The organism is Micromonospora sediminicola (assembly GCF_900089585.1).
Taxonomy (GTDB): Bacteria; Actinomycetota; Actinomycetes; order Mycobacteriales; family Micromonosporaceae; genus Micromonospora; species Micromonospora sediminicola.
The window spans coordinates 3,296,967-3,320,190 of sequence record NZ_FLRH01000003.1 but is presented as its reverse complement, the minus strand read 5'-3'; the positions used below and the strand labels follow the sequence as shown (position 1 = coordinate 3,320,190).

Below are 23,224 nucleotides of genomic sequence, written 5' to 3'. Positions count from 1 at the left end.
ACGGTCGGGTGGTCAGCGGCGGCGGACCAGGACGACGTGGTCGACCAGCTCGCCCGTGTGACCGTCGTGGGTGGCGGTGCGGTGCGCCGCGCCCAGCCGCTCGATCTCCCAGCCGTCCGCGTCGAGGTCCACGGCGGCCAGGATCTCCTCCGGGGTGGCGAAGCGCGGGTCGTCCGGGTCGAGCCCGGACCACGGCGGCGGCGCGCCGTGCTCGACGACGAGCAGCCGGCCACCGGGCGCGACCGCCGCGGCGGCCGGGGGCAGCACCTTCTCCCGGGGCAGGACCAGCGGCGACTGGAAGAACTGCGCCGACACCAGGTCGAACCGGCCGGGCGGGAAGCCCTGGGTCACGTCGTGCCGGAGGGTGGTGATCCGTTCCGCCACGCCGGCCCGCTCCGCCTCCGCCGCGAGGCGGTCCAGCGCGACGGACGAGACGTCCACGGCGGTGACCCGCCAGCCCCGCGCGGCCAGCCAGATCGCGTCGCCACCCTCACCGGAGCCCAGGTCGAGCACGGTGCCGGGCGACAGGTCGGCGGCCACCTCGGCGAGGACCGGGTTCACCCGGCCGCTCCAGATCCGGTCCGACTGGCTGTAGCGCTCGTCCCAGAACCGGGCGGGGTCGGTGTCCGCCGGCGGGTTCTCGTGGTGCCCGTGCTGGTGCGCGGTCATGCCTGCCTCCTTCGCCGCCGGGCGCTCCCGTCCCGGCACCGCCATCGTGCGCCGGTCGGAGCACCGCGGCAAGGATCCTTGCCGTTTCGGCAAACGTGCTGGTCCGGCCGCCAGATCAGGTTGACCACCGCACGCGAAGACGGGCCACCGGTTACCCGGTGGCCCGTCCCGTGCGCGGTTCGGCTCAGACGAGGTCCACGCCGTAGACGCTCAGCGCCTCGGTGACCGGCTGGAAATAGGTCGTTCCGCCCGACGAACAGTCACCGTTGCCGCCGGAGGTCAGGCCGACCGCGCTGCTGCCGCTGAACAGCGAGCCGCCGCTGTCGCCCGGCTCGGCGCAGACCGTGGTGCGGATCAGGCCGGAGACGCTGCCCTCGGCGTAGTTCACCGTGGCGTCGAGCGCCTCCACCGTGCCGCCGTGCAGGCCGGTGGTGCTGCCCGAGCGCTGCACCGACTGCCCGACGAAGGCGTCCGCCGCGCCGGTGATGGCCTGCTTGCCGCCGTTGTAGAGCGAGACGCTGCCCTCGGCCGCGCCGGCGTTCGTGTGCTGCACGATGCCGTAGTCGTTGCCCGGGAAGCTCCCGGTGCCGCCGGTGCCGAGCTGGCTGCTCTGCCCCGAGTCGGCGTACCAGGTGGCGGCGATGGCGGTGCAGTGCCCGGCGGTCAGGAAGTAGTACGTGGAGCCGCTGCGCACGTTGAAGCCGAGCGAGCAGCGTCCGCCGCCCTCGGCGTAGATGGCCTCGCCGCCGGCGGCGCGGGTGCTCAGCGTGCCGGCCTCGCGCTCGATCCGGACGGTGCCGTCGAGCGCGCGGGCCACCGCGTTCACCCGGTCCAGCTTCGCGCCGGTGACGGTGCTGTCGACGGAGACGACGACCTGGTTGGTGGCCGGGTCGGTCCACCAGGCGGTGCCGGGAATGCGGGCGGACTTCTCGAGGGCGGTGGTGGCGCGGGCCAGGTCGTCCGCGCCTCGGGTGACGAGCTTGGGGGTGGCGCCGGCCGCGCGGACCTTCTGGGCCGCGGCGTCGTCGGTCACCGTGACCACCATCGCGCCGCCGGCTTCGGCGTACGTGCCGGCGGAGCGGTCGCCGAGTGCGGCGGCGAGCGCGGTGGCCTGTTCGGGGGACGCGGACGTCCCGGGTGCGGCGTGCGCCGGCGCGCCGGCCAGTGAGCCGACGACCAGCGCGCCGGCCACCGTGAGGGCGGTGGCGTGACGCCGCGGAGACCCGGAGAGTCGCATGTGGATACCTCCTGGAGCTGAGCACGGGCAGCCTTTCGGGCAGCCCCGGGCAGCCGTTCGGCCGGTGAGGCTCGGCCGATCGGGCTCGTCGAAGTTGTCACACGTTTGTCATTGATGGCAAGAGTTCCAGTTGCGCCGATCGGGGCGCATCTCAGAGCTTGGATCCCGAAGGCCCGATCAGCGGCAACTCAGCCGATTGGCGGTATTCACGCGCGTCCTTACTGGTCAGTAACGCGATCAGCGCCGGCCTTCGCCGAGCCGGAAATGGGACCGCCGTCCAGATGGTGGGACAGGATCGACGACCGAAAAATTGCCGTCGATCGACGCCGGGTGATTCCGCCCGGGCACTCCGCGCCGGGCGCAAAGGTCCCCCGATCAGGGCCGATCGGCACATCGCCGGGCGCGCGTGCCGGATGTTGACTGGAATCGGCGCGAGACGAGGGGGCGACGAGGATGAGCGGGCAGGTCGGCACCGTGGACGTCGGCTGGACGGCCGGCGAGGCGTACGAGTTCGCGGTGCGGGGGCACCGGATGCGGGTGGACCAGCCGGCGGAGGCGGGCGGCGACGACACGGCGCCGACGCCGACGGAGCTGTTCGTGGCGTCGCTGGCCACCTGCGTGGCCTTCTACGCCGGGCGGTACCTCACCCGGCACGGCGTGGACCGGGACGGGCTGGGGGTGTCCGTCACCTACCGGATGGCCGAGGACCGGCCGGCCCGGGTCGAGGAGGTGCGGCTGTCGCTCCGACTGCCGGACGGGTTCCCGGCCGCGCGCACCCAGGCCCTGCTGGCGGTGGCCTCGCACTGCACGGTGCACAACACCCTGGAGGCGGGACCGACGGTGACCGTCGACGTGGCCCGCGCACCGGAGGACGCCGTCAGGCCAGACTCCTGAGCATCCGGTGGCAGGCGGCGCGGCACCGGACTATCGTCGTTCCGGTATACCCCGGGGGGTATAAACCGGAAGGAGCAATCATGCGCGAGGTCGACCTGACCACCTTCGCCGCCGCCCACGCCGACGGGGCCACGGTGATCGACGTACGGGAGCCCGTCGAGTATCTCGGCGGCCATGTCCCGGGTGCGCGCTGCGTCCCACTGGGTCACCTGGCCGCCAGCCTGCCGCAGGTGCCCCGCGAGGGAACCGTCTACGTGATCTGCGCCGGCGGCAACCGCAGCCAGGTCGGCGCGGAGGTGCTGGAACGCGCCGGCATCACCGCCCGGTCGGTGGCCGGCGGGACGTCGGCCTGGATCCGCTCGGGGCGCCCGGTGACCGAGGGCAGCCGGCCGTGACCGGGCGGGCGCAAGGCACTGCCGGGCGGCCGCGGGGCGGCCTGCTGCGCCGCCTCCTCGGCGCCCGCGTCCCGTCGGTCGGTCCGGCGGAGGCGGCGGCCGTCGTCGCCGCGGGAGGGCTGCTGATCGACGTACGTGAACCGGTCGAGTGGCGCGCGGGGCACGCGCCCAGGGCCCGGCACATCCCGCTGGGCCAGCTCGCCGGTCACCTGGCCGAGGTGCCGACGGACCGGCCCGTGGTGACCGTCTGCCGCTCGGGCGCGCGGTCGCGCCAGGCCGCGCGGATCCTGGCCGACGCCGGTCGCCAGGTTCACGACCTGTCGGGCGGGATGCGGGCCTGGGCGGACGCCGGGCTGGCGGTGCAGGCCAAGGGCGGTCGGCCGGGTCGGGTGGCCTGAGCGTGCCGCCCGGCGGGGGCCGGTGGCCCCGGAGCGCGGGACCACCGGCCCGGAATATACCCCCGGGGGTATGCGCTACAGTCGTCGTATCGTCCGGCATCACTGAGAAGGAGTGCGGCTCATGCTGTTCACCCAGTACTACCTCGACTGCCTGTCCCAGGCCTCGTACCTGATCGCCGACGACAGCACCGGGCGCGCGGTGCTCGTCGACCCGCGCCGGGACATCGACGAGTACCTGGCCGACGCCCGCGCGCACGGCCTGACCGTCGAGGGGGTGATCAACACCCACTTCCACGCCGACTTCCTGGCCGGGCACCTCGAGGTGGCGGCCGCGACCGGCGCGTGGATCGGCTACGGACACCGGGCCGAGACCGAGTACGCGAGCCGCAAGCTCACCGACGGTGAACGGATCAGCCTCGGCGACGTCACCCTGGAGATCATGGAGACGCCCGGCCACACCCCGGAGTCGATCAGCGTCCTCGTGTACGAGCACGCGACCGATCCGACGCCGTACGGGATGCTGACCGGGGACGCGCTGTTCATCGGCGACGTGGGCCGGCCCGACCTGCTCGCCTCCCTCGGTGTCACCGCCGACGAGCTCGGCCGGATGCTCTACGACAGCGTGCAGCGCAAGCTGATGGGCCTGCCCGACGAGGTGCGCGTCTTCCCCGCCCACGGCGCCGGCTCGGCCTGCGGCAAGAACCTGTCCACCGAGCGGCAGTCCACGATCGGCGAGCAGCGCCGCACCAACTACGCCTGCGCCCCGATGAGCGAGGAGCAGTTCCTCGCCCTGGTGACCGGCGGGCAGCCGGCCGCCCCGGGCTACTTCGCCTTCGACGCCGTGCTCAACCGCAAGGCCCGCGAGCTGTTCGACCACGCTCGGCCGGCCCGCCCGCTCACCCCGGCCGAGTTCCTGGCCGCCCGGGCCGACGGCGCCGTCGTGGTCGACGCCCGCGACCCGCAGGAGTACGCCGCCGGGCACCTGCGCGGCGCGCTCAACGTCCCGGCGGACGGTCGGTTCGCCGAGACCGCCGGCAGCGTCGTCGCACCGGACCGACCGGTGCTCGTGGTGGCCCCGCAGGACCGCGAGGAGGAGATCGTCGTCCGCCTCGCCCGGATCGGCTTCGACCGGGTGGCCGGCTACCTGCGCGAGCCCGAGGGCGCCTTCCTGGAGATGATCGGCGAGGTGACGCGGGCCAGCCGGGTCACCGCCACCGAGCTGCGCGCGGCGCTCGACCGTCCGGACGCGCCGGTGGTGCTGGACGTGCGCAACGCCGGCGAACGGGAGCAGGGTGCGGTGGACGGCTCCCTGCACATCCCGCTCGCCGAGTTGACCCGCCGCCTCGACGAGGTGCCCGCCGACCGGCCGGTCGTCGTGCACTGCGCCGGCGGGTACCGCTCCTCGGTCGCCGCCAGCCTGCTGCGCAACGCCGGCCGCGCCGACGTGTCCGACCTGCTCGGCGGCTACGGCGCCTGGCAGGGGCTGCACGCCGCCGCCTGAGCGGCCATCCGACCGGGCCCGGGCGCGCGCGAGATCCGCGCGCGCCCGGGCCCGGGTCAGCCGATCGTGGCCAGCTTCGGCAGGACCTCGTCGGCGAGGCGCCGGGTGAACTCCACCGGGTGCCGGTCCGGCATGGTCTGCACCTCGGTCACCCCCAGCTCCGCGTACGCGGCCACGTCGGCGAGGAACGCGTCGACGTCGTCGAGCGGCGGACGGGTGACCAACACCGTCTTCTCCACGGTGTCGTAGTCGCGCCCCTCGGCGGCGCAGTGCGCCCGCAGCACGTCGAGCTTGCGCGCGACCTCGTCCCGCCCGGTGCCGAACAGGTTGCAGGCGTCGGCGTACCGCGCCACCAGCAGCAGCGTCTTCTTCTCCCCGCCCCCGCCGACCATGATCGGCGGGTGTGGGCGGCGCAGCGGCTGCGGCGAGTTGAGCGTCTCGGCGAGGCGGTGGTGCCGGCCCTCGAACGGCCCGTCGTCCTCGCTCCACATCTGCCGGCAGATCCGTAGCGTCTCCTCCAGCCGCTCGAACCGCTCCGCCACGGGCACCACGGGCACGCCCAGGCCGCGCTGTTCCCGCTCGTACCAGGACGCGCCGACGCCGAGGCGGGCCCGGCCGCCGGAGAGCACGTCGAGCGTGGACACGATCTTGGCCAGCAGCCCCGGGTAGCGGTACATCACGCCGGTCACCAGCACGCCGAGCGTCATCCGCCGGGTCAGGGCCGCCAGGTAGCCGAGCGTGGTGTACGCCTCCAGCATCGGCTCGCTCGCCGGCGCCATCGCCTCCATCTGGAAGTAGTGGTCCATCACCGTGAACGACGCGATCCCGGCCTGCTCGGCGAGGGTGGCCGTCTCGGCCAGCGTCGGGGCGATCGCCGCCGGGTCGGCCGGGGTGGAGTAGGTCCAGTAGTGCAGTCCGAGCTTCATCGTCGGCACCTCCCCGTCGAGCCTAGGACGCGACGGCAGGATTAGCGCGCCGCGCGCAGGGGCAGACATTTGTCATCGACCACGGATGCCGAGGGAGCTGACGACATGGCCAAGGGTGACATCGACACCTACCAGCAGGACGGGCAGTGGAAGAACCGCCCGGAGGGCAACGAGCGGGCGAGCAGCCGGCACGACACGAAGGCGGAGGCCGAGGCGGCCGGCCGGGAGATGGCGGCCGAGCGCGGCACCGAGCACGTGATCAAGAAGCAGGACGGCACGATCGGGGAGAAGAACACCTACCCCCGCAGCCGCGACCCCCGCGAGATCCCGGGCTGATCCCCTTCAAGGCGCCGGACGGCGCTGGATCCCCCCTGAACACGCCGCACGGCGCCGGACCCGCTCGGGGTCCGGCGCCGTCCGCGCTGCCGAAAGGTCTCCTGGTTGTGGCCTGCTGGCTAAAAAGTTTTGTTCGGTTCCTACAACGGTCCCCGCTCAGGCTTCGGCGGTTACGACATGGCGCCGCCGGATGACAGACGGAAAGGTGAGGCAAGCCGGAGGCACCGCCGCCACCCGGCGCCACACCGTGGGTCAACCGAAGGGGACGGTCACGTGTTCACCCGTGTCGCCATCGTCAACCGTGGTGAGGCCGCCATGCGGCTCATCCACGCGGTCCGGGAACTGGCCGCGGAGACCGGCAGCCGGATCGAGACCGTCGCGCTGTACACCGACGTCGACCGCACCGCCACCTTCGTGCGTGAGGCGGACGTCGCCTACGACCTGGGGCCCGCGTCGGCCCGCCCGTACCTGGACCTGAAGGCGCTGGAACGCGCGCTGGTGGAGACCCGCGCGGACGCCGCGTGGGTCGGTTGGGGCTTCGTGGCCGAGGACCCGGCCTTCGCCGAGCTGTGCGAGAAGGTCGGCGTCACCTTCGTCGGGCCGAGCCCGGACGCCATGCGCCAGCTCGGCGACAAGATCGGCGCGAAGCTGATCGCCGAGGAGGTCGGCGTGCCGGTCGCGCCGTGGAGCCGGGGCGCGGTGGAGAGCCTGGAGGCGGCCGTGGCCGCGGCGGCCGAGATCGGCTACCCGCTGATGCTCAAGGCGACCGCGGGCGGCGGCGGGCGCGGCATCCGGGTGGTCCGCAGCGACGCCGAGCTGGCCGACGCGTACGAGCGCACCAGCCAGGAGGCGGCCCGCGCGTTCGGCAGTGGCGTGGTGTTCCTGGAGCGCCTGGTCACCGGCGCCCGGCACGTCGAGGTGCAGGTGATCGCCGACGGGCAGGGCACCGCGTGGGCGCTCGGCGTGCGGGACTGCTCGGTGCAGCGGCGCAACCAGAAGGTGATCGAGGAGTCGGCGTCGCCGGTGCTGGGCCCGGAGCAGGCCGCCGAGCTGAAGGGGGCGGCGGAGCGGCTGGCGGTCAAGGTCGGCTACCGGGGCGCGGCGACCGTCGAGTTCCTCTACCACCCCGGCGACCGGATGTTCGCCTTCCTGGAGGTCAACACCCGGCTCCAGGTGGAGCACCCGATCACCGAGGCGACCACCGGCTTCGACCTGGTCAAGGCGCAGCTGCACGTGGCCGGCGGCGGGCGGCTCACCGGCACGCCGCCGCCGGAGCGCGGGCACGCCGTCGAGGCCCGGCTCAACGCCGAGGACCCGGACCGCGACTTCGCCCCCTCCCCCGGCCGGATCACCCGGCTGGACCTGCCCGCCGGGCCGGGCATCCGGGTCGACACCGGGGTCAGCGAGGGCGACACCATCCCCGCCGACTTCGACTCCATGATCGCCAAGATCATCGCGTACGGCCGGGACCGGGACGAGGCGCTGGGCCGGCTGCGCCGGGCGATGGCGGACACCACCGTGGTGATCGAGGGCGGAGCGACCAACAAGAGCTTCGTGCTCGACCTGCTCGACCAGCCCGAGGTGATCGACGCCAGCGCGGACACCGGCTGGATCGACCGGGTCCGGGGCGAGGGCCGGCTGGTCGCGCACCGGCACTCCGCGGTGGCGCTGGCCGCCGCCGCGATCGAGGCGTACGAGGAGGACGAGCGCGCCGAGCGGCAGCGGCTGCTCTCCACCGCAGCCGGCGGGCGGCCGCAGGTGCAGCACCGCAGCGGCCGGCCGCTGGACCTGAAGCTGCGCGGCGTCACCTACCGGATGCGGGTGGCCCGGGTCGGCGCGCACCGGTTCCGGGTCGGCGTCGAGGCCGGCGCCGACGTGCGGACCGCCGACGTGGAGCTGGACCGGTTCGACCGGCACACCGGGCAGATCGCCGTCAACGGCGTCCGCTACCGGCTGCTCACCGGCACCCACGGCCCGGTCCACCTGGTCGAGGTGGACGGCGTGACGCACCGGGTCAGCCGGGACGAGGGCGGCGTGGTCCGCTCCCCCATGCCCGCGCTGGTCGTCGCCACCCCGCTGGAGATCGGCGCGGAGGTCGAGGCCGGGGCGCCCGTCCTGGTGCTCGAGGCGATGAAGATGGAGACGGTGCTGCGGGCGCCGTTCCGGGCCCGCCTGAAGGAGTCCGCCGTCGCGGTGGGCACCCAGGTCGAGGCCGGCGCGCCGCTGCTGCGCCTGGAACCGGTCGCCGAGGAGGGCGCGGAGGCCGCCGCCGGCCCGGTCGAACCGGCGGTCGAGCTGGATCTGCCCACCGCGCCCGCCGACGTCCCGGCGCGCAGCCGGGCCGAGCGCGGCCAGGAGGACCTGCGCGGCCTGCTGCTCGGCTTCGACGTCGACCCGCACGACGAGCGGCGGGTGCTCGACGACTACCTGGACGCGCGACGCGCGGCCACCGAGGCCGGGCACCGTCCGCTGGCCGAGGAGCTGGAGCTGGTCAACGTCTTCGCCGACCTGGCCGAGCTGAGCCGCAACCGGCCCAGCGGCGAGGACGGCCCGGGCGGTCACGTGCACAGCGCCCGCGAGTACTTCCACACCTACCTGCAGAGCCTCGACGTGGAGCGGGCCGGGTCGCCGGAGCCGTTCCGGGCCCGCCTGGCCAAGGCGCTCGGCCACTACGGCGTCACCGAGCTGGACCGCTCCCCGGCCCTCGAGGCCGCGGTGTTCCGGATCTTCCTGGCCCAGCAGCGGGCCACCGCCGACGCCGGCGTGATCGCCGCGTTGCTGCGCTCGTGGCTGCGCGAGCCCCCGCCGGACGACGCGCTGCGCGAGCCCGCCGGCCTCGCGCTGGAGCGCCTGGTGGCGGCGACGCAGGTCCGCTTCCCGGTCGTCGCCGACCTGGCCCGGGGCGTGGTGTTCGCCTGGTTCGCGCAGCCGCTGCTGCGCCGCAACCGGGCCCGGGTCTACGCCCAGGTCCGTACGCACCTGCGGCACCTGGACGCGCATCCGGACGCGCCGGACCGCACCGAGCGGATCGCCGAGATGGTGCGCAGCACCGAGCCGCTGGTGCGGCTGCTCGGCCAGCGACTGGTCCGGGACAACCTGGACAACGCGACCATGCTGGAGGTGCTGACCCGCCGCTACTACGGCAACAGGGCGCTCACCGGCGTGTCCACCCGCGCGGCCGGGGGCTGCGTGTTCGTGGTGGCCGGACGCAACGGGTCGAGCGTGGTCTCCGCCGCGGTGCGGTTCGACGCGCTCGGCGACGCGCTGCGCGGGCTGGCCGAGGTGGCCGGCGCGGAGGAGGCGGTCGACGCCGACGTCTACCTGGCCTGGGAGAACCAGCCGGAGGACCTGGACGCCACCGCCGCCGCGCTGCTCGACGTGATCAACGCCCACCCGCTGCCGGACCGGGTCCGCCGGCTGACCACCACGGTCGCCGGGCGCGGCGGCGCGGTGATGCACCACCACTTCACCTTCCGCCCCACCGGTGACGGCATGGTGGAGGAGCGGCTGATCCGGGGCCTGCACCCGTACATCGCGCAGCGGATGCAGCTGGAGCGGCTGCACCGGTTCGACCTGACCCGGCTGCCGTCGCTGGACGAGGAGGTCTACCTCTTCCAGGCGGTCGCCCAGGAGAACCCGTCCGACCAGCGGCTGGTGGCGTTCGCCCAGGTGCGCGACCTGGCCGAGCTGCGGGACCAGGACGGCCGGCTGGTCGCGCTGCCCACCACCGAGGACGCGGTCGCGGCCTGCATCGACTCGATCCGCCGGGCGCAGTCCCGCCGGCCGTCGAAGGTGCGGTTCCGGACCAACCGGATCGTCATCTACGTGTGGCCGCCGAGCGAGCTGACCCGCGAGGAGATGGAGCTGATCGCCGGGCGGATGCGCCCGACCACCGTCGGCGCCGACCTGGAGGAGATCCTGTTCATCGCGCGCCAGCGCGACCGCCGCACCGGCGAGCTGACCAAGGTCGGCGTGCGGATCACCTTCGACGTCACCGGTCGCGCCCAGCTCACCGTGGGCGAGCCGCCGACCGAGCCGGTCGAGCCGCTGGACGACTACCGGCTCAAGGTGCTGCGGGCGGCCAGCCGCAACACGGTCTACCCGTACGAGCTGACCGGCCTGCTCGGCGAGTTCACCGAGCACGACCTGGACGCCGACCACACGCTGGTGCCGGTGGACCGGCCGAAGGGGCGCAACGCCGCGGCGATCGTGGCCGGCGTGGTCACCACCCCGACGGCGCGGCACCCGCAGGGCGTCACCCGGGTGGTGCTGCTCGGCGACCCGACGAAGTCGCTCGGCGCGCTCTCCGAGCCGGAGTGCCGGCGGGTGATCGCCGCGCTGGACCTGGCGCAGCGGATGGGCGTGCCGCTGGAGTGGTACGCGCTCTCCGCCGGCGCCCGGATCTCGATGACCTCGGGCACCGAGAACATGGACTGGGTGGCCGCGGCGCTGAAGCGGATCGTCGAGTTCACCCAGGCCGGCGGCGAGATCAACATCGTGGTGGCGGGCATCAACGTCGGCGCGCAGCCGTACTGGAACGCCGAGGCGACCATGCTCATGCACACCAAGGGCGTGCTGGTCATGACGCCGGACTCGGCGATGGTGCTGACCGGCAAGCAGTCGCTGGACTTCTCCGGCGGCGTCTCCGCCGAGGACAACTTCGGCATCGGCGGCTACGACCGGGTGATGGGCCCGAACGGGCAGGCGCAGTACTGGGCGCCGGACCTGCCGGCGGCGCGGGACGTGCTGATGGCGCACTACGACCACACGTACGTGGCGCCGGGCGAGGACGCGCCGCGCCGGGCCACCACCACCGACCCGCTGGACCGGGACGTCTCCACGTTCCCGCACGCGGTGCCCGGCAGCGACTTCGCCACGGTCGGTGAGATCTTCTCCGCGACGGCGAACCCGGACCGGAAGAAGCCGTTCGACATCCGTACCGTGATGCGGGCGCTCGCCGACCAGGACCACCCGGTGCTGGAGCGGTGGGCCGGCATGGCCGACGCGGAGACCGCTGTGGTGCAGGACGTGCACCTCGGCGGCATCCCGGTGTGCCTGCTGGGCATCGAGTCCCGGTCGGTGCCCCGGCACGGCTTCCCACCCACCGACGGCCCGGACACCTACACCGCGGGCACGCTGTTCCCCCGCTCGTCGAAGAAGGCCGCGCGGGCGATCAACGCGGCCAGCGGCAACCGGCCGCTGGTCGTGCTGGCCAACCTCTCCGGCTTCGACGGCTCGCCGGAGTCGATGCGCAAGCTGCAACTGGAGTACGGGGCCGAGATCGGCCGGGCGATCGTCAACTTCCGGGGCCCGATCGTCTTCTGCGTCATCTCGCGCTACCACGGCGGCGCGTTCGTGGTGTTCTCCAAGGCGCTCAACCCGGCCATGACGGTGCTGGCCATCGAGGGATCGTTCGCCTCGGTGCTCGGCGGCGCGCCGGCCGCCGCCGTGGTCTTCGCCGGCGAGGTCGCCGCCCGCACCGCCGCCGACGCCCGGGTACGCGAACTGGAGGGCCGGGTGGCGGCCGCCTCCGGCACCGCACGCGCGACGCTGACCGCGGAGCTGGACGAACTCCGCTCGTCGGTGCGGGCGGAGAAGCTGGGCGAGGTGGCCACCGAGTTCGACCGGGTGCACAGCATCCAGCGGGCGGTCGAGGTCGGGTCGGTGGACGCGGTCATCCGCGCCGCCGAGTTGCGTCCGCGCGTCATCGAGGCGATCGAGTCGCACCTGCGCTGACACGTTCCCCGGTCGGACGGCGGGCGGGCCTTCGGGCCCGTCCGCCGTTTCGCGTGCGCCGATGCTTGACGGGGCACCGACCACGTGATGTGCTCAGCCGGTAACGGAAACCGTGTTCGTTAACGATCCGGAGGACACATGTCGCTCACCGTTCCGCCCGACCTGCTGCACGCCGCCGAGACCGGACCCGTGGACGAGGAGGCGTTCGTCGCCTGCGTCCGCGACTCCCTGCCGTACGCCTGGGAGACGGTCAGCCGGGTGGTGGCCGACCTGGAGACGTCGAACGCCGACTTCGCCGACAACGTCGTGCCGCCGCCCACCGAGGCCGAGCGCGGGCAGTTGCTGCGCGCGCTGGCCAGCGACGCGATCCGCGCCGGACTGGAGCGGCACTTCGGGGTCAGGCTGGCGTTCCAGAACTGCCACCGGGTGGCCGCGTTCCGGCTGGCCGCCGTCGGTTCGGAGACGCACCGCCGGTTCACCTCCAGCCGGGGCCAACTGCTGAACCAGTCCCCGACGCTGCGTGACTGCTGACCAGCCGGTCACCGGAGGGCCCGGCGAGCGGGTGCGGGCACACCTGTTCCTGCTCGCCGGGCAGCACCCCGGCCACGACCACGCCGGCGCGCTGGCCGACGCGCACGCGTACGGGCTGGCCGCCGAGGCGGCCGGGTACGCCGGGGTCTGGCTCGCCGAGCACCACTTCGTCCCGTACGGGGTCTGCCCGTCGGCGGTCGCGTTCGCGGCGCACCTGCTCGGCGCCACCCGCCGCATCACTGTCGGCACCGCCGCGTGCGTGCTGTCCGACCGGCACCCGGTGGCCCTGGCCGAGGAGGCGGCGCTGCTGGACGCGCTCTCCGGCGGCCGGTTCCGGCTCGGTGTCGGCCGCGGCGGCCCCTGGGTCGACCTGGAGGTCTTCGGCACCGGCCCGGACCGCTACGCGTTCGGCCTCCCCGACGCTCTGGAGATCCTGCACCGCTGGCTCTCCGGCGCCGCCGAGGTCGCCGGCGTCGGCCGGTTCCCGTTCCGTGCGGTGCGGGTGGTGCCCCGACCGCCGGCGCCGATCCCGTTCTGGGTCGCGGCCACCTCACCCGACACGGTGGACCTCGCCGCCCGGTACGGCCGGCCGGTGCTGCTCGGGCTGCACGCCGACCTGCCGGAGAAGGCCGCGTTGCTGCGCCGCTACGCCCGGGTCGCGGCGGAACACGGCCACGACCCGGCGGAGGTTCCGCACGCCAGCGCGCACCTGGCATGGGTGGCGGACAGCGACGCCGAGGCCGCCGGCACGGTGCGCGACCACCTCCCCGGGCTGCTCGCCGGCGCCCGCCGTCACATCCGCCTCGACGGCGCGCCGGCCGGCCCGGCCGATCCGCAGGCGTACGCCGACCACCTGACCGCGATCCACCCGGTCGGTGCGCCGGACCGGTGCCGGGAGAGGGTCGCGGCGGCCGCGGCCCTGCCCGGGGTGCGGCACCTGCTGTTCCAGGTCGAGGTGACCGGGGACCGGCGGCGGACCCTGTCCACCGTCGACCGGTTCGCCGCCGAGGTGCTGGCCCTGCCCTGACCCGGACGGACGAAGCGGCCGGTCGGGTCGCCGTGTCGCTGCCCGCCGGCCCTGTCCGGTCCGGTACGCTCCGGCTCATGGAAATCGTTTCCACTTACGACGGTGGGGAGTGTGTCCGGTGAAGGTGGCGTTCGTCGGCAAGGGCGGCAGCGGGAAGACGACCCTCGCCGCGCTCTTCACGCGGCACCTGGCCGCGCTGTCCCGCCCGGTGCTGGCCGTGGACGCGGACATCAACCAGCATCTCGCGGTCGCGCTCGGCGCGGATCCGCAGGCTCCCCCGCCGGTCGACCCGCTCGGTGCGCACCTGCCCGCCATCAAGGAGTACCTGCGCGGCGACAACCCCCGCATCCCGACCGCGGCGGAGATGGTGAAGACCACGCCGCCCGGGCGCGGCTCACGACTGCTGCGCGTCGCCGAGGACAACCCGGTCTACGCCGCCTGCGTCCGGCCGGTCGGCGGCGTCCGGCTGGCGGTGACCGGCGAGTTCAGCGCCGAGGACCTGGGCGTGGCCTGCTACCACTCGAAGGTCGGCGCGGTCGAACTGCTGCTCAACCACCTGGTCGACGGCCCCGGCGAGTACGCGGTGGTGGACATGACCGCCGGCGCGGACTCCTTCGCCTCGGGCCTGTTCACCCGCTTCGACCGCACGCTGCTGGTCTGCGAGCCGACGGTGCGCAGCGTCGGGGTCTACCGGCAGTACGCCGGCTACGCCCGGGAGTACGGCGTGGCCCTGTCGGTGGTCGGCAACAAGGTCGAGGACGAGGGTGACGTCGCCTTCCTGCGCGAGCACGTCGGCGCCGACCTGCTCACCTGGTTCGGTCGGTCCGGCTACGTCCGGCGGGCCGAACGGGGCGAGGTCGGCCCGTTGACGGACCTGGAGGCCACGAACGGCGCCGCGCTGGACCGGCTGGTCGAGGCGGTGGACGGCACGCCGCAGGACTGGGCGGCGTTCACCCACTGGGCGCACGAGTTCCACCGCCGCAACGCGGTCGCCTGGGCGAACGAGCGCGCCGGCGTCGACCTCAGCGCGCAGATCGACCCGGAGTTCCGGATGGGTCCGCGGGCGCTGGAGGCGTCGCTGGTGGCGGGTGGTTGACCCACACCGGGGTCAGGCGGCGCAACGCTCGCAGGTGCCGAAGATCTCCAGGGTGTGGTCGACGTCGGTGAAGCCGTGCTCGCTGGCGACCTGGTCGGCCCACCGCTCCACCGCCGGGCCGGCGACCTCCACCGCCCGGCCGCACTGCCGGCAGACCAGGTGGTGGTGATGGCGGCTCTGGCTGCACCGCCGGTAGAGATGCTCACCCCCGGGCAGCCGGGCGGAGTCGATCTCACCGTTGTCCACCAGCAACTGCAGCGTCCGGTAGACGGTGGTCAGGCCGACCTTCGCCTGGCGCTGCACGAGCATCTGGTGCAGCTGCTGCGCGCTGTGGAAGCCCTCCAGCTCGCGCAGCAGGGCCAGCACCTCGGCGCGCTGCCGGGTGTTCCGGGTCGCCCCGGTCGTCGCCTGGGTCACCGTGCGCCGCCTCCCCTCGTGCGGGTGCCCTCCGGCACCCGATCGCGCCCGCGGCCCGCCGACCACGTGACATCCGGAACCATTATGCCTTGCGCATATGTGCGTCTCACGCCCCCGCCCGGGCCGACACGAACCGGACAGGGACCCACAGTGACGGATACGTCACCGTAGGATGCCCCCCGTCGACCCGAGAAGGTGATCCGACTGAGCACGACCGATCCCGCCGCTCCGGCCGCGCCCCGCTCCGGCGCGGCGGACACCGCCGCGCCACCACCCGGCCGGGACCGGGTGGTCGGCTCCACCGAGGTGCTCTGCGTCCTGCTCGTCCTGGTCGGCGTGCTGCACCGGCAGGTGGGCTCGCTCGTCTCCGACCCCCGCCTGCAGACCTGGCTGACCGTCTTCGTCTCGGTCCTGGTGCAGGCGATGCCGTTCCTGGTCTTCGGAGTGGTGCTGTCCGCGGTCATCGCGGTCTTCGTACCCCGCTCCTTCTGGGCCCGCGCCCTGCCCCGGCACCCGGCGCTGGCGGTCCCGGTCGCCGGCGCCGCCGGGGTGGTGCTGCCCGGCTGCGAGTGCGGTTCGGTGCCGATCGCCGGTTCGCTGATCCGGCGCGGCGTCACCCCCGCGGCCGCGCTGGCGTTCCTGCTCGCCGCGCCGGCGATCAACCCGATCGTGCTCACCGCCACCGCGGTGGCGTTCCCGCGCCACCCGGAGATGGTGGTCGCCCGCGGCGGGGCGAGCCTGGTGGTGGCGCTGGCGATGGGCTGGCTGTGGCTGCGCCTGGGCCGGTCGGAATGGATCCGCCTGCCGCACCGGGCCCACCTCGACACGATGCCGCGCGCCGCCGCGTTCTGGGCGGCGTGCCGGCAGGACGTGGTGCACGCCGGCGGGTTCCTCGTGCTCGGCGCGATGGCCGCGGCCACCATCAACGTCGTCGTGCCCCAGCAGGCCCTGCACGACCTGGCGGCCCGCCCGGTGCTGTCGGTGCTGGCGCTCGCCGCGCTGGCGGTGCTGCTGTCGATCTGTTCCGAGGCCGACGCGTTCGTCGCCGCGTCGCTGTCCCAGTTCTCGCTGACCGCCCGGTTGGCCTTCCTCGTGGTCGGCCCGATGGTCGACCTCAAGCTGGTGTCCATGCAGGCGGGCATGTTCGGGCGCGCGTTCGCCCTGCGCTTCGCGCCGGCCACCTTCCTCCTCGCCGTGCTCGTCGCGGCCGTCGTCGGGACGGTGCTCTGGTGAACCGGGGCAGCCAGGCCGTGGTGCTGGTCCTCCTCGGGGGCGCGATCCTGCGGGCCAGCCTCACCGACCTCTACCTGCGCTACGTCAAGCAGGGGCTGCGCCCGTTCCTCATCGCCGCCGGCGTGGTGCTCGTCGTCGCCGCAGTGGTCGCCCTGGTGCAGGAACTGCGTCACCTCAACCGGCCCGACGACGCCGGCGACGGGGCGGACGACGGCCACGGTCACGGCCGCTCCGGGCCGGCCGTCGGTTGGTTGCTGCTGCTCCCGGCGCTCGCCCTGCTCTTCCTGGTGCCGCCGGCGCTCGGCGCGGACACCGCGTCGCGTGCCGGCTCCGCCCTGACCGAGGACCGCGACGTCGCCTACCCACCCCTGCCACCCCGGGAACCGGCCGAGCTGACCCTCCTGGAGTACGGCTACCGCGCCGTCTACGACGACGGCCGCACCCTGCGGGGCCGGCAGCTCCAGCTCACCGGCTTCCTCGCGCCCGGGCCGGACGGACGCCCCATGCTCGCCCGGATCGTGCTGTCCTGCTGCGCGGCCGACGGCGTGCCGATCAAGGTCGGGCTGCGGGGCGAGGTGCCCGCGCTGCCGGCCGACACCTGGATCCGCGCCACCGGCCGGTGGATCCCGCACACGGTGAAGGACCCGGTCAACGACGCGGACGTGCCCTCCTTCCAGGTGGACACGTGGGAGCGGATCGCGGCGCCGGCCGAGCCGTACGAGTGACCGGCCGGCGCGGTCCTCCCGAACGGGACGCCGCGCCGCCCGGTCCCCATCAGACGACCAACGCTCGCCGGCCCGGTGTCACGCCCGGTGACACCGGATCACCAGGAGGCCTTGCGGATCCCGGGGAGCTCGCCGCGCAGAGCCAGTTCGCGGAACCGGACCCGGGACAGCCCGAACCGGGTCAGCACCCCGCGCGGTCGACCGTCGATCTGGTCCCGGGAGCGCAGCCGGACCGGGCTGGAGTCGCGGGGCAGCCGGGCGAGTCGACGGACGGCCTCCTCGCGGGCCGCCGGGTCGGTGTCCGGGTGCCTGATCGCCCGCTTCAGCCCGGCGCGGCGCTGCGCGTACCGGTCGACGAGCCCGACCCGGCGGGCCTGCCGGTTGCCGAGGCTGCGGCGCGCCATCAGCGGGCCTCGCGGAACTCGACGTGCCGGCGCACCACCGGATCGTACTTGCGCAGGACGAGGCGGTCCGGGTCGTTGCGGCGGTTCTTGCGGGTCACGTACGTGTAGCCGGTGCCGGCGGTGCTGCGCAGCCGCACGATCGGACGCACGTCGGTCTGTCGGGCCATCAGACCTTCACCCCTCGCGCGCGCATCTCCGCGACGACCGCCTCGACGCCCCTGCGGTCGACGGTGCGCAGCGCCCTGGCGGTGAGGGTCAACCGGACCCACCGCGCCTCCGACGGCAGCCAGTAGCGGTGGTTCTGGAGGTTGGGGTTCCACCGGCGCCGGGTGCGCCGGTGGGAGTGCGACACGGCGTTGCCGAAGCTGGGCTTCGCGCCGGTGACGTCACAACGTCGGGACACGGTGATCTCTCCTCGTGGTTGATCGAGTCCTGATGACAATGGCTTTCCTTCTGCGGCCCGCCGATCGGCCGATCCGGGGGCTGGGGGCCGGTGCGACGCCCGGAGGGCCCGAGGACGCCGCACCGGCCGGCCCGCTCCGTGCGAGGTACCCCCTACCTCCCGCGGGCCGGGATGATGGTATCGGGATTCGATTTCATCAGTCGACCCGATCCCCGTATCGGCGCGCTCGGCAGCCACCCTATACTGACAATGATTTTCAACAACATCCACCGGGAGGACCGACATGTCGACGTCACCGCTCGCACCGTCCGACGTGGTTGCCGCCAGGGCCGACGCCCGTCCGTCGTTGACGGTGCTCAGCGGCTTCTGGACGTCCCCGACGTACGCCGCGGCCCGGGCGCTCCTCGCGGCGGACCCGTCACTCCTGCTGGTCCGGCACGACCTGGCCGACCTGCGCTCGGGCACCGTGCACCGGGTGGTCCGGGACGTCGGGGGCGTGCTGGAGGACGAACGGATCGCGCTGGCGCACGGGTGCGTGTCCTGCACCCTGCGTGAGGACGTGCTGCCCACCCTGGCCCGCCTGGCCCGCGCCCACCCCCGGCGGGACCTGCTGCTGATGCTGCCCGAGGTGGTCGAACCGGAGGCGGTCGCCGCCGTCTGCGCGCACTGCCTCGTCGACGGGCAGCCGATCACCGACCTGCTCACCGTCGACTCCTACGTGACCGTGGTCGATGCCGAACACCTGCTCGACGGGCTGGCCCGCACCGACGACCTCAAGAGCCTCGGCATCGCCGCCGCGGACAACGACGACCGGGCCCTCGCCGACGTGCTCGTCCGGCAGATCGAGTACGCCGACACCCTGGTGCTGTGGGGACACTCCCGCGAGGGCGCGTACGACACCGACCGGCTGGCCGTGCTGCTCGACCGGATGGCGCCCTGGGCGACGCGGATCCGGGTCGACGACGACACCGTCGACGCGAACCTGCTCACCCGGCAGCTGCGCGGCACCCTCCGCCACCGCCCCGAGACCCCGGCCGTGCTGACCCGCGGGTTGGAGGGCCACATCCTCGGCGTGCACGAGCCGCACCCGGACTGCGGGATCGTCTCGGTGGTCTTCCGCGCCCGCCGCCCCTTCCACCCACGTCGGTTGCACGACGTCCTGGAGGAGGTCAACGCCGAGGTGGTCCGCTCCCGCGGACACGTCTGGCTGGCCAGCCAGCCGGACACCGTCGTGGCGTGGGACTTCGCCGGCGGCGGTCTCGCCCTCGGCGGTCTGGGCCGGTGGCTCACCGCGCTGCCCGACCCGTACTGGGACGAGGTGTCCGACCACCGGCGGCTCACCGCCGCGCTGGACTGGGACCCGTACTACGGCGACCGGCACCAGCACCTGGTCCTCATCGGCGTCGACCTCGACCCGGCCCACCTGCACCGCACGCTCGCCGGCTGCCTGCTCACCGACGCCGAACTCGCCGACGGCGAGGACGGCTGGCGACGGTACGACGACCCGTTCGCCGGCTGTTTCCCGCTCGCCGACCTCGACCGCACCGACACCGAAGGAGAGACCGCATGAAGCCCGACATCCACCCCGAGTACCGGCCCGTCGTCTTCCGCGACCGCGCCGCCGACTTCGCCTTCCTCACCCGGTCCACCGCCACCGGCGACCAGACGGTGGAGTGGACCGACGGCAACACCTACCCGGTGATCGACGTGCAGATCTCCTCGGCCAGTCACCCCTTCTGGACCGGCCGGCAACGCCTGCTCGACACGGAGGGGCGGGTGGAGAAGTTCCGCGCCAGGTACGCCAACCACGCGTCGCGGCGAGCGCGCTGACGTCGGACGGGGCGACCGGTCGCCGTGTGGCGGCCCGGTCGCCCCGGGCCGCTACGACCGGTCGCCCCGCGGCGCCTCGGAACCGCCGCCGGTCGCCGCGTCGGCCCGGCGGACGAGGTCGACGACGACGTCCACCTCCCGGGCGTCCGCCACCGGTCCGACGAGCACGCCGCGTCGGGCGGCCCGCCCCGTGCCGTCCAGCACGAGCACCGCGGGAGCCCGTTCGCACACGCCGAGGCACCCGGAGCGGACCAGCACCGCGCCACGGCTGGCACGGACGGCCCGCCGGAGGACCTCGGCGAGACCGGCCGACTCCTGGCCGGGCATGCCGGGACGGCGCAACGCCCGGCAGCGGTGACCGTCGCAGTAGACGACAGTGACCCCGGCACCCGGCCGGGCGGCGGCGCCCACCGTCAACCCCGGTCCGGCACGGCGTGGTCGTGCAGGTCGCCGAGGTCCCACGCCGGGAACGGGTCGGGCAGGACCCGCCAGGCGGGCTCACCGGTGGCGATCTCGCCGTCGGTGAGCAGGCAGCCGGTCAGGGCGGCCCGCAACCGTTCACCGTCCAACCCCACGCCGATCAGGACCAGTTCCTGCTGCCGGTCCCCGAACACCGGGTGCCAGCGGGATTCCGCCTCCGCCCGCTCGGTGGGATCCTCCGGCCATTCCCCGGACACCGCGATCGGGACACCGACCGGGTCGCAGCGGCCGGACGGCCCGGCCTGCGACCACAACGCCTGGACGTCGGGCCGGCTCGCCAGCCACAGGAACCCCTTCGACCGCACCACACCGAAGGCGTCCAGCCCGTCGGCGAGCAGATCCCACAGGCGCTGCGGGTGGAACGGCCGGTGGTCGCGGAACACGATGCTGGAGATGCCGTACTCCTCGGTCTCCGGCACGTGCTCGCCGTTGAGTTCGGCCACCCAACCGGGCGCGGTCTCCGCGCGTTCGAGGTCGAACCGTCCGGTGTGCAGGATCTCCGCCGCGTCGACCCGCCCGTGCGCGGCCCGGACCTGCCGGGCGGCCGGGTTGAGTCGGGTGAGCAGCGCCTGCACCACCGACAGGTCTGCCGGGGCGATCAGGTCGATCTTGTTGACCACCAGCACGTCGGCGAACTCGATCTGGTCGACCAGCAGGTCGGCGATGCCCCGGTCGTCCCCCTCGTACGCGGCCAGGCCGCGCGCCTCGAGCGTCTCACCCGCCTCGATCCTTGCCAGCAGCCCCGCCGCGTCGACCACGGTGACCGTGGTGTCCAGCCGGGCCAGGTCGTCCAGCACCTGCCCGTCCTCGACGCCGAAGGCGAACGTGGCGGCCACCGGCATCGGCTCGGAGATCCCGCTGGACTCGATCAGCAGGTAGTCGAACCGGCCCGGGCGGGCGAGCCGGGCCACCTCGTCGAGCAGGTCGTCGCGCAGCGTGCAGCAGATGCAGCCGTTGGTCAGCTCGACCAACCGCTCCTCGGTCCGTGACAGCGTCCCACCGTCGCGGACCAGGGCGGCGTCGATGTTGACCTCGCTCATGTCATTGACGATCACCGCCACCCGCAGCCCGTCCCGGTTGGCCAGGACATGGTTGAGCAGGCTGGTCTTGCCGGCACCGAGGAACCCCGACAGCACCGTCACCGGCAGCCGGCCGGTCACGGCTGGTCCACCACCTGACGACCCTTGTACAGGCCGCAGTGCGCGCAGGCACGGTGCGGCACCACCATCTCCCTGCGCGGGCAGGGACACGGGGTCAGTGCGGGCACGGTCGCCTTCCACCGGGCCCGCCGGTGCCGGGTGTTCGACCGCGACATCTTCCGTTTCGGAACGGCCATCGCGCTTCTCCTTCGTGAGCAGGTCGCGACACGGTATCGCTTTCGGTTGTCGTTTTCATCTTCGGATCAACGGAGTGGTGTCGGCGACGGTGCGATCCCCGGCGCCCGGCAGCCGCAGCGTGCGGTCGGCGAGTGTGGCGTCGGCGGTGTCGTGGCTGGCGTACACCACCGCCGCGCCGGCGCGAGCCCGCTCACCGAGCAGGTCGTGGACGCGCCGCCGACTCTCCGCGTCGAGGCCGACCGTCGGTTCGTCGAGCACGAAGACGTCGGCGGCCTGGACCAGAGCCTGGGCGACGAGGGCGCGCTGGCGCTGCCCGCCGGACAGTTCGCGCAGCCGTCGCCGGGCCAGCCGGGCGAGGTCCAGCCGCTCCAGGATCGCGCCCACCGCGAGGCGGTCGTCGCGGTCCAGCCGTCGGCGCGGCCGGAACCGGCCGATCTGCACGCACTCCGCGACGGTCAGCGGGAGCGCGTCGATGCCGCTGGTCCGCTGCGGGAGCAGGGCCAGCCGGCAGCCGGCGCGCCGCCGAACGCTGCCCTCGGCCGGCTGCTCGACACCGGCCAGCAGGTGCAGCAGCGTGCTCTTGCCGGAGCCGTTCGCGCCGGTCACGGCAACCGTGCAGGCGGCGTCCACACGCAGGCTCACGTCCCGCAGTACGGGGGTGCCGGCGTACCGGAAGGCCACGTTCTCGACGGTCAGGATCTCGGTGCCCACCATGCCCCCTAATGGAATCGGTTTTCGTTTGCACTATAGTCGAGCCGGTGATGGCGTCCCTGCTCGAACCGTTCACCGCGTCCTTCGTCGTCCGCGCCCTGATCGGCGGCGTCCTGCTGGCAGCGGCGTGCGCCCTGGTCGGTGTGTGGGTGATCGCCCGCGGCATGACCTTCCTCGGCGAGGCGATGAGCCACGGCATGCTGCCCGGCGTCGCCGTCGCGTCGATCGTCGGCGGCAATCTCGTCGTCGGGGCCGCCGCCAGCGCGTTCGCCATGGCGGTCGGCGTCAACGCCCTGCGGCACAGCCGCGAGTTCGGGCGCGACACCAGCATCGGGCTGCTGTTCGTGGGAATGCTCTCGGTCGGGGTGATCGTCGTCTCGCACTCGCGGTCATTCGCCACCGACCTGACCGCGTTCCTGTTCGGTGACGTCCTGGCCATCCGGTGGCCTGACCTGGCGCTGCTCGCCACCGCGGTCGCCGTGGTCGCGGTGGTCTCCGCGGCCTGCTACCGGCCGTTCCTCGCGCTCACCTTCGACCCGCGCAGGGCACGGACCCTCGGCCTGCGTCCCGACCTCGCCAACGCGGTCATGCTGGCCCTGCTCACCGTCACGATGGCGGTCGCCTTCAGCGTCGTGGGCACCCTGCTCGCCTTCGGCATGCTGATCGCGCCGTCGGCCGCGGCGATGCTCGTCGCACGGCGGCTCCCGGTGGTGATGCTCACCAGCTTCGGCATCGGCTCGGCCGCGACCGTGACCGGTCTGTGGATCTCGTGGTACGCGGCGACCGCCGCCGGTGCCACCGTCGCCGCCGTGGCCGCCGGAACGTTCTTCGCGATTCTCGGCGCGAGCCGGGTCACGGCCGCGACGCGACGTCGTCGGTCACCGGCCCTCGCACCACCCCCCGTTTCCGTACCGAAGGGAAGTTCGTGATCTTCAGCA

At 73.9% G+C, this 23,224-nt stretch carries 25 protein-coding genes; 14 read left to right on the top strand and 11 right to left on the bottom strand.

The window, feature by feature from the left end:
* Positions 1-12 precede the first annotated feature (12 nt).
* Both GA0070622_RS15820 and GA0070622_RS15815 read right to left on the bottom strand, forming a co-directional pair.
* Entirely contained in the window at positions 13-669 is a 657-nt protein-coding gene (locus GA0070622_RS15820; RefSeq protein WP_091574002.1) for a class I SAM-dependent methyltransferase, read from the bottom strand.
* A gap of 184 nt (positions 670-853) precedes the next feature.
* Positions 854-1,906, bottom strand: coding sequence for a S1 family peptidase (locus tag GA0070622_RS15815; protein ID WP_091574001.1), 1,053 nt, complete (start codon positions 1,904-1,906; stop codon positions 854-856).
* Positions 1,907-2,359: 453 nt separating this feature from the next.
* Between GA0070622_RS15815 and GA0070622_RS15810 the strand changes: the two genes are divergently transcribed.
* The 4 genes from GA0070622_RS15810 to GA0070622_RS15795 all read left to right on the top strand — a co-directional run bounded on the left by GA0070622_RS15810 (position 2,360) and on the right by GA0070622_RS15795 (position 5,094).
* A complete protein-coding gene (locus GA0070622_RS15810) occupies positions 2,360-2,800 on the top strand; it encodes an OsmC family protein (protein ID WP_091574000.1) in 441 nt (146 codons plus the stop codon).
* Between the two features lie 80 nt (positions 2,801-2,880).
* The gene (locus tag GA0070622_RS15805; protein WP_091573999.1) at positions 2,881-3,195 is read left to right on the top strand and encodes a rhodanese-like domain-containing protein; all 315 of its coding nucleotides are present in this window, start codon (positions 2,881-2,883) and stop codon (positions 3,193-3,195) included.
* A gap of 44 nt (positions 3,196-3,239) precedes the next feature.
* On the top strand, positions 3,240-3,593 hold the full coding sequence (locus tag GA0070622_RS15800; protein WP_245666625.1) for a rhodanese-like domain-containing protein: 354 nt from the start codon (positions 3,240-3,242) through the stop codon (positions 3,591-3,593).
* 121 nt (positions 3,594-3,714) lie between these two features.
* Positions 3,715-5,094, top strand: a complete 1,380-nt coding sequence (locus GA0070622_RS15795) for an MBL fold metallo-hydrolase (RefSeq protein ID WP_091573997.1) — start codon at positions 3,715-3,717, stop codon at positions 5,092-5,094.
* A gap of 56 nt (positions 5,095-5,150) precedes the next feature.
* Here the strand turns inward: GA0070622_RS15795 and GA0070622_RS15790 are convergent, their stop codons facing one another.
* Positions 5,151-6,020 (bottom strand): LLM class F420-dependent oxidoreductase, encoded by an 870-nt coding sequence (locus GA0070622_RS15790; RefSeq protein ID WP_091577478.1) that lies wholly within the window; start codon positions 6,018-6,020, stop codon positions 5,151-5,153.
* A 105-nt stretch (positions 6,021-6,125) separates the two neighbouring features.
* Here GA0070622_RS15790 and GA0070622_RS15785 point away from each other — a divergent pair, with 105 nt between their 5' ends.
* The 5 genes from GA0070622_RS15785 to GA0070622_RS15765 all read left to right on the top strand — a co-directional run bounded on the left by GA0070622_RS15785 (position 6,126) and on the right by GA0070622_RS15765 (position 14,746).
* Positions 6,126-6,356 (top strand): DUF2188 domain-containing protein, encoded by a 231-nt coding sequence (locus GA0070622_RS15785; RefSeq protein ID WP_089154306.1) that lies wholly within the window; start codon positions 6,126-6,128, stop codon positions 6,354-6,356.
* Positions 6,357-6,629: 273 nt separating this feature from the next.
* A complete protein-coding gene (locus GA0070622_RS15780; protein ID WP_091573996.1) occupies positions 6,630-12,092 on the top strand; it encodes an ATP-binding protein in 5,463 nt (1,820 codons plus the stop codon).
* A gap of 138 nt (positions 12,093-12,230) precedes the next feature.
* A complete protein-coding gene (locus GA0070622_RS15775) occupies positions 12,231-12,623 on the top strand; it encodes an SCO5389 family protein (protein WP_091573995.1) in 393 nt (130 codons plus the stop codon).
* Positions 12,613-13,650 (top strand): LLM class flavin-dependent oxidoreductase, encoded by a 1,038-nt coding sequence (locus GA0070622_RS15770; protein ID WP_245666336.1) that lies wholly within the window; start codon positions 12,613-12,615, stop codon positions 13,648-13,650. Before GA0070622_RS15775 ends, GA0070622_RS15770 begins: the two co-directional genes overlap by 11 nt.
* 118 nt (positions 13,651-13,768) lie before the next feature.
* The gene (locus GA0070622_RS15765) at positions 13,769-14,746 is read left to right on the top strand and encodes an ATP-binding protein (RefSeq protein WP_091573993.1); all 978 of its coding nucleotides are present in this window, start codon (positions 13,769-13,771) and stop codon (positions 14,744-14,746) included.
* Between the two features lie 12 nt (positions 14,747-14,758).
* On the opposite strand, the gene GA0070622_RS15760 is transcribed toward GA0070622_RS15765, so the two are convergent.
* On the bottom strand, positions 14,759-15,163 hold the full coding sequence (locus tag GA0070622_RS15760) for a Fur family transcriptional regulator (protein ID WP_091573992.1): 405 nt from the start codon (positions 15,161-15,163) through the stop codon (positions 14,759-14,761).
* A 204-nt stretch (positions 15,164-15,367) separates the two neighbouring features.
* On the opposite strand from GA0070622_RS15760, the gene GA0070622_RS15755 reads away from it, so the two are divergent.
* On the top strand, positions 15,368-16,396 hold the full coding sequence (locus tag GA0070622_RS15755; protein ID WP_369700195.1) for a permease: 1,029 nt from the start codon (positions 15,368-15,370) through the stop codon (positions 16,394-16,396).
* On the top strand, positions 16,393-17,121 hold the full coding sequence (locus tag GA0070622_RS15750; protein ID WP_091573990.1) for a TIGR03943 family putative permease subunit: 729 nt from the start codon (positions 16,393-16,395) through the stop codon (positions 17,119-17,121). Before GA0070622_RS15755 ends, GA0070622_RS15750 begins: the two co-directional genes overlap by 4 nt.
* Before the next feature lie 98 nt (positions 17,122-17,219).
* On the opposite strand, the gene rpsN is transcribed toward GA0070622_RS15750, so the two are convergent.
* Genes rpsN through rpmB form a run of 3 tightly spaced genes read right to left on the bottom strand, consistent with a single transcriptional unit; the run spans position 17,220 to position 17,928 of the window.
* On the bottom strand, positions 17,220-17,525 hold the full coding sequence (gene rpsN / locus GA0070622_RS15745; RefSeq protein WP_091573989.1) for a 30S ribosomal protein S14: 306 nt from the start codon (positions 17,523-17,525) through the stop codon (positions 17,220-17,222).
* On the bottom strand, positions 17,525-17,692 hold the full coding sequence (rpmG, locus tag GA0070622_RS15740) for a 50S ribosomal protein L33 (RefSeq protein WP_013287204.1): 168 nt from the start codon (positions 17,690-17,692) through the stop codon (positions 17,525-17,527). Before rpmG ends, rpsN begins: the two co-directional genes overlap by 1 nt.
* Positions 17,692-17,928 carry a 50S ribosomal protein L28 gene (gene rpmB, locus GA0070622_RS15735; RefSeq protein WP_091573988.1) on the bottom strand — a complete coding sequence of 79 codons (237 nt, stop codon included), beginning with the start codon at positions 17,926-17,928 and terminating at the stop codon, positions 17,692-17,694. Before rpmB ends, rpmG begins: the two co-directional genes overlap by 1 nt.
* A 283-nt stretch (positions 17,929-18,211) precedes the next feature.
* Here rpmB and GA0070622_RS15730 point away from each other — a divergent pair, with 283 nt between their 5' ends.
* Positions 18,212-19,498 (top strand): CobW family GTP-binding protein, encoded by a 1,287-nt coding sequence (locus GA0070622_RS15730; protein WP_091573987.1) that lies wholly within the window; start codon positions 18,212-18,214, stop codon positions 19,496-19,498.
* Positions 19,495-19,758 (top strand): type B 50S ribosomal protein L31, encoded by a 264-nt coding sequence (locus tag GA0070622_RS15725; protein WP_091573986.1) that lies wholly within the window; start codon positions 19,495-19,497, stop codon positions 19,756-19,758. Before GA0070622_RS15730 ends, GA0070622_RS15725 begins: the two co-directional genes overlap by 4 nt.
* Positions 19,759-19,809: 51 nt before the next feature.
* On the opposite strand, the gene GA0070622_RS15720 is transcribed toward GA0070622_RS15725, so the two are convergent.
* The 4 genes from GA0070622_RS15720 to aztA are packed head-to-tail and all read right to left on the bottom strand — an operon-like array spanning position 19,810 to position 22,289.
* On the bottom strand, positions 19,810-20,169 hold the full coding sequence (locus GA0070622_RS15720) for a (2Fe-2S) ferredoxin domain-containing protein (RefSeq protein ID WP_091573985.1): 360 nt from the start codon (positions 20,167-20,169) through the stop codon (positions 19,810-19,812).
* Between the two features lie 2 nt (positions 20,170-20,171).
* A complete protein-coding gene (locus GA0070622_RS15715; RefSeq protein WP_091573984.1) occupies positions 20,172-21,398 on the bottom strand; it encodes a GTP-binding protein in 1,227 nt (408 codons plus the stop codon).
* On the bottom strand, positions 21,395-21,574 hold the full coding sequence (rpmF, locus tag GA0070622_RS15710; RefSeq protein ID WP_091573983.1) for a 50S ribosomal protein L32: 180 nt from the start codon (positions 21,572-21,574) through the stop codon (positions 21,395-21,397). The genes GA0070622_RS15715 and rpmF overlap by 4 nt, the downstream gene beginning before the upstream one ends.
* 55 nt (positions 21,575-21,629) lie before the next feature.
* Positions 21,630-22,289, bottom strand: a complete 660-nt coding sequence (gene aztA / locus GA0070622_RS15705; RefSeq protein WP_091573982.1) for a zinc ABC transporter ATP-binding protein AztA — start codon at positions 22,287-22,289, stop codon at positions 21,630-21,632.
* Between the two features lie 47 nt (positions 22,290-22,336).
* Between aztA and aztB the strand changes: the two genes are divergently transcribed.
* A complete protein-coding gene (gene aztB, locus GA0070622_RS15700; RefSeq protein ID WP_091573981.1) occupies positions 22,337-23,215 on the top strand; it encodes a zinc ABC transporter permease AztB in 879 nt (292 codons plus the stop codon).
* The last annotated feature ends 9 nt before the right edge of the window (positions 23,216-23,224 follow it).

Coding starts and splice junctions, on each gene's coding strand:
- GA0070622_RS15820 (WP_091574002.1), bottom strand. CDS start 669: ATGACCGCGCACCAGCACGGGCACCACGAGAACCCGCCGGCGGACACC.
- GA0070622_RS15815 (WP_091574001.1), bottom strand. CDS start 1,906: ATGCGACTCTCCGGGTCTCCGCGGCGTCACGCCACCGCCCTCACGGTG.
- GA0070622_RS15810 (WP_091574000.1), top strand. CDS start 2,360: ATGAGCGGGCAGGTCGGCACCGTGGACGTCGGCTGGACGGCCGGCGAG.
- GA0070622_RS15805 (WP_091573999.1), top strand. CDS start 2,881: ATGCGCGAGGTCGACCTGACCACCTTCGCCGCCGCCCACGCCGACGGG.
- GA0070622_RS15795 (WP_091573997.1), top strand. CDS start 3,715: ATGCTGTTCACCCAGTACTACCTCGACTGCCTGTCCCAGGCCTCGTAC.
- GA0070622_RS15790 (WP_091577478.1), bottom strand. CDS start 6,020: ATGAAGCTCGGACTGCACTACTGGACCTACTCCACCCCGGCCGACCCG.
- GA0070622_RS15785 (WP_089154306.1), top strand. CDS start 6,126: ATGGCCAAGGGTGACATCGACACCTACCAGCAGGACGGGCAGTGGAAG.
- GA0070622_RS15775 (WP_091573995.1), top strand. CDS start 12,231: ATGTCGCTCACCGTTCCGCCCGACCTGCTGCACGCCGCCGAGACCGGA.
- rpsN (WP_091573989.1), bottom strand. CDS start 17,525: ATGGCGCGCCGCAGCCTCGGCAACCGGCAGGCCCGCCGGGTCGGGCTC.
- rpmG (WP_013287204.1), bottom strand. CDS start 17,692: ATGGCCCGACAGACCGACGTGCGTCCGATCGTGCGGCTGCGCAGCACC.
- GA0070622_RS15730 (WP_091573987.1), top strand. CDS start 18,212: ATGTCGACGTCACCGCTCGCACCGTCCGACGTGGTTGCCGCCAGGGCC.
- GA0070622_RS15725 (WP_091573986.1), top strand. CDS start 19,495: ATGAAGCCCGACATCCACCCCGAGTACCGGCCCGTCGTCTTCCGCGAC.
- rpmF (WP_091573983.1), bottom strand. CDS start 21,574: ATGGCCGTTCCGAAACGGAAGATGTCGCGGTCGAACACCCGGCACCGG.
- aztA (WP_091573982.1), bottom strand. CDS start 22,289: ATGGTGGGCACCGAGATCCTGACCGTCGAGAACGTGGCCTTCCGGTAC.
- aztB (WP_091573981.1), top strand. CDS start 22,337: ATGGCGTCCCTGCTCGAACCGTTCACCGCGTCCTTCGTCGTCCGCGCC.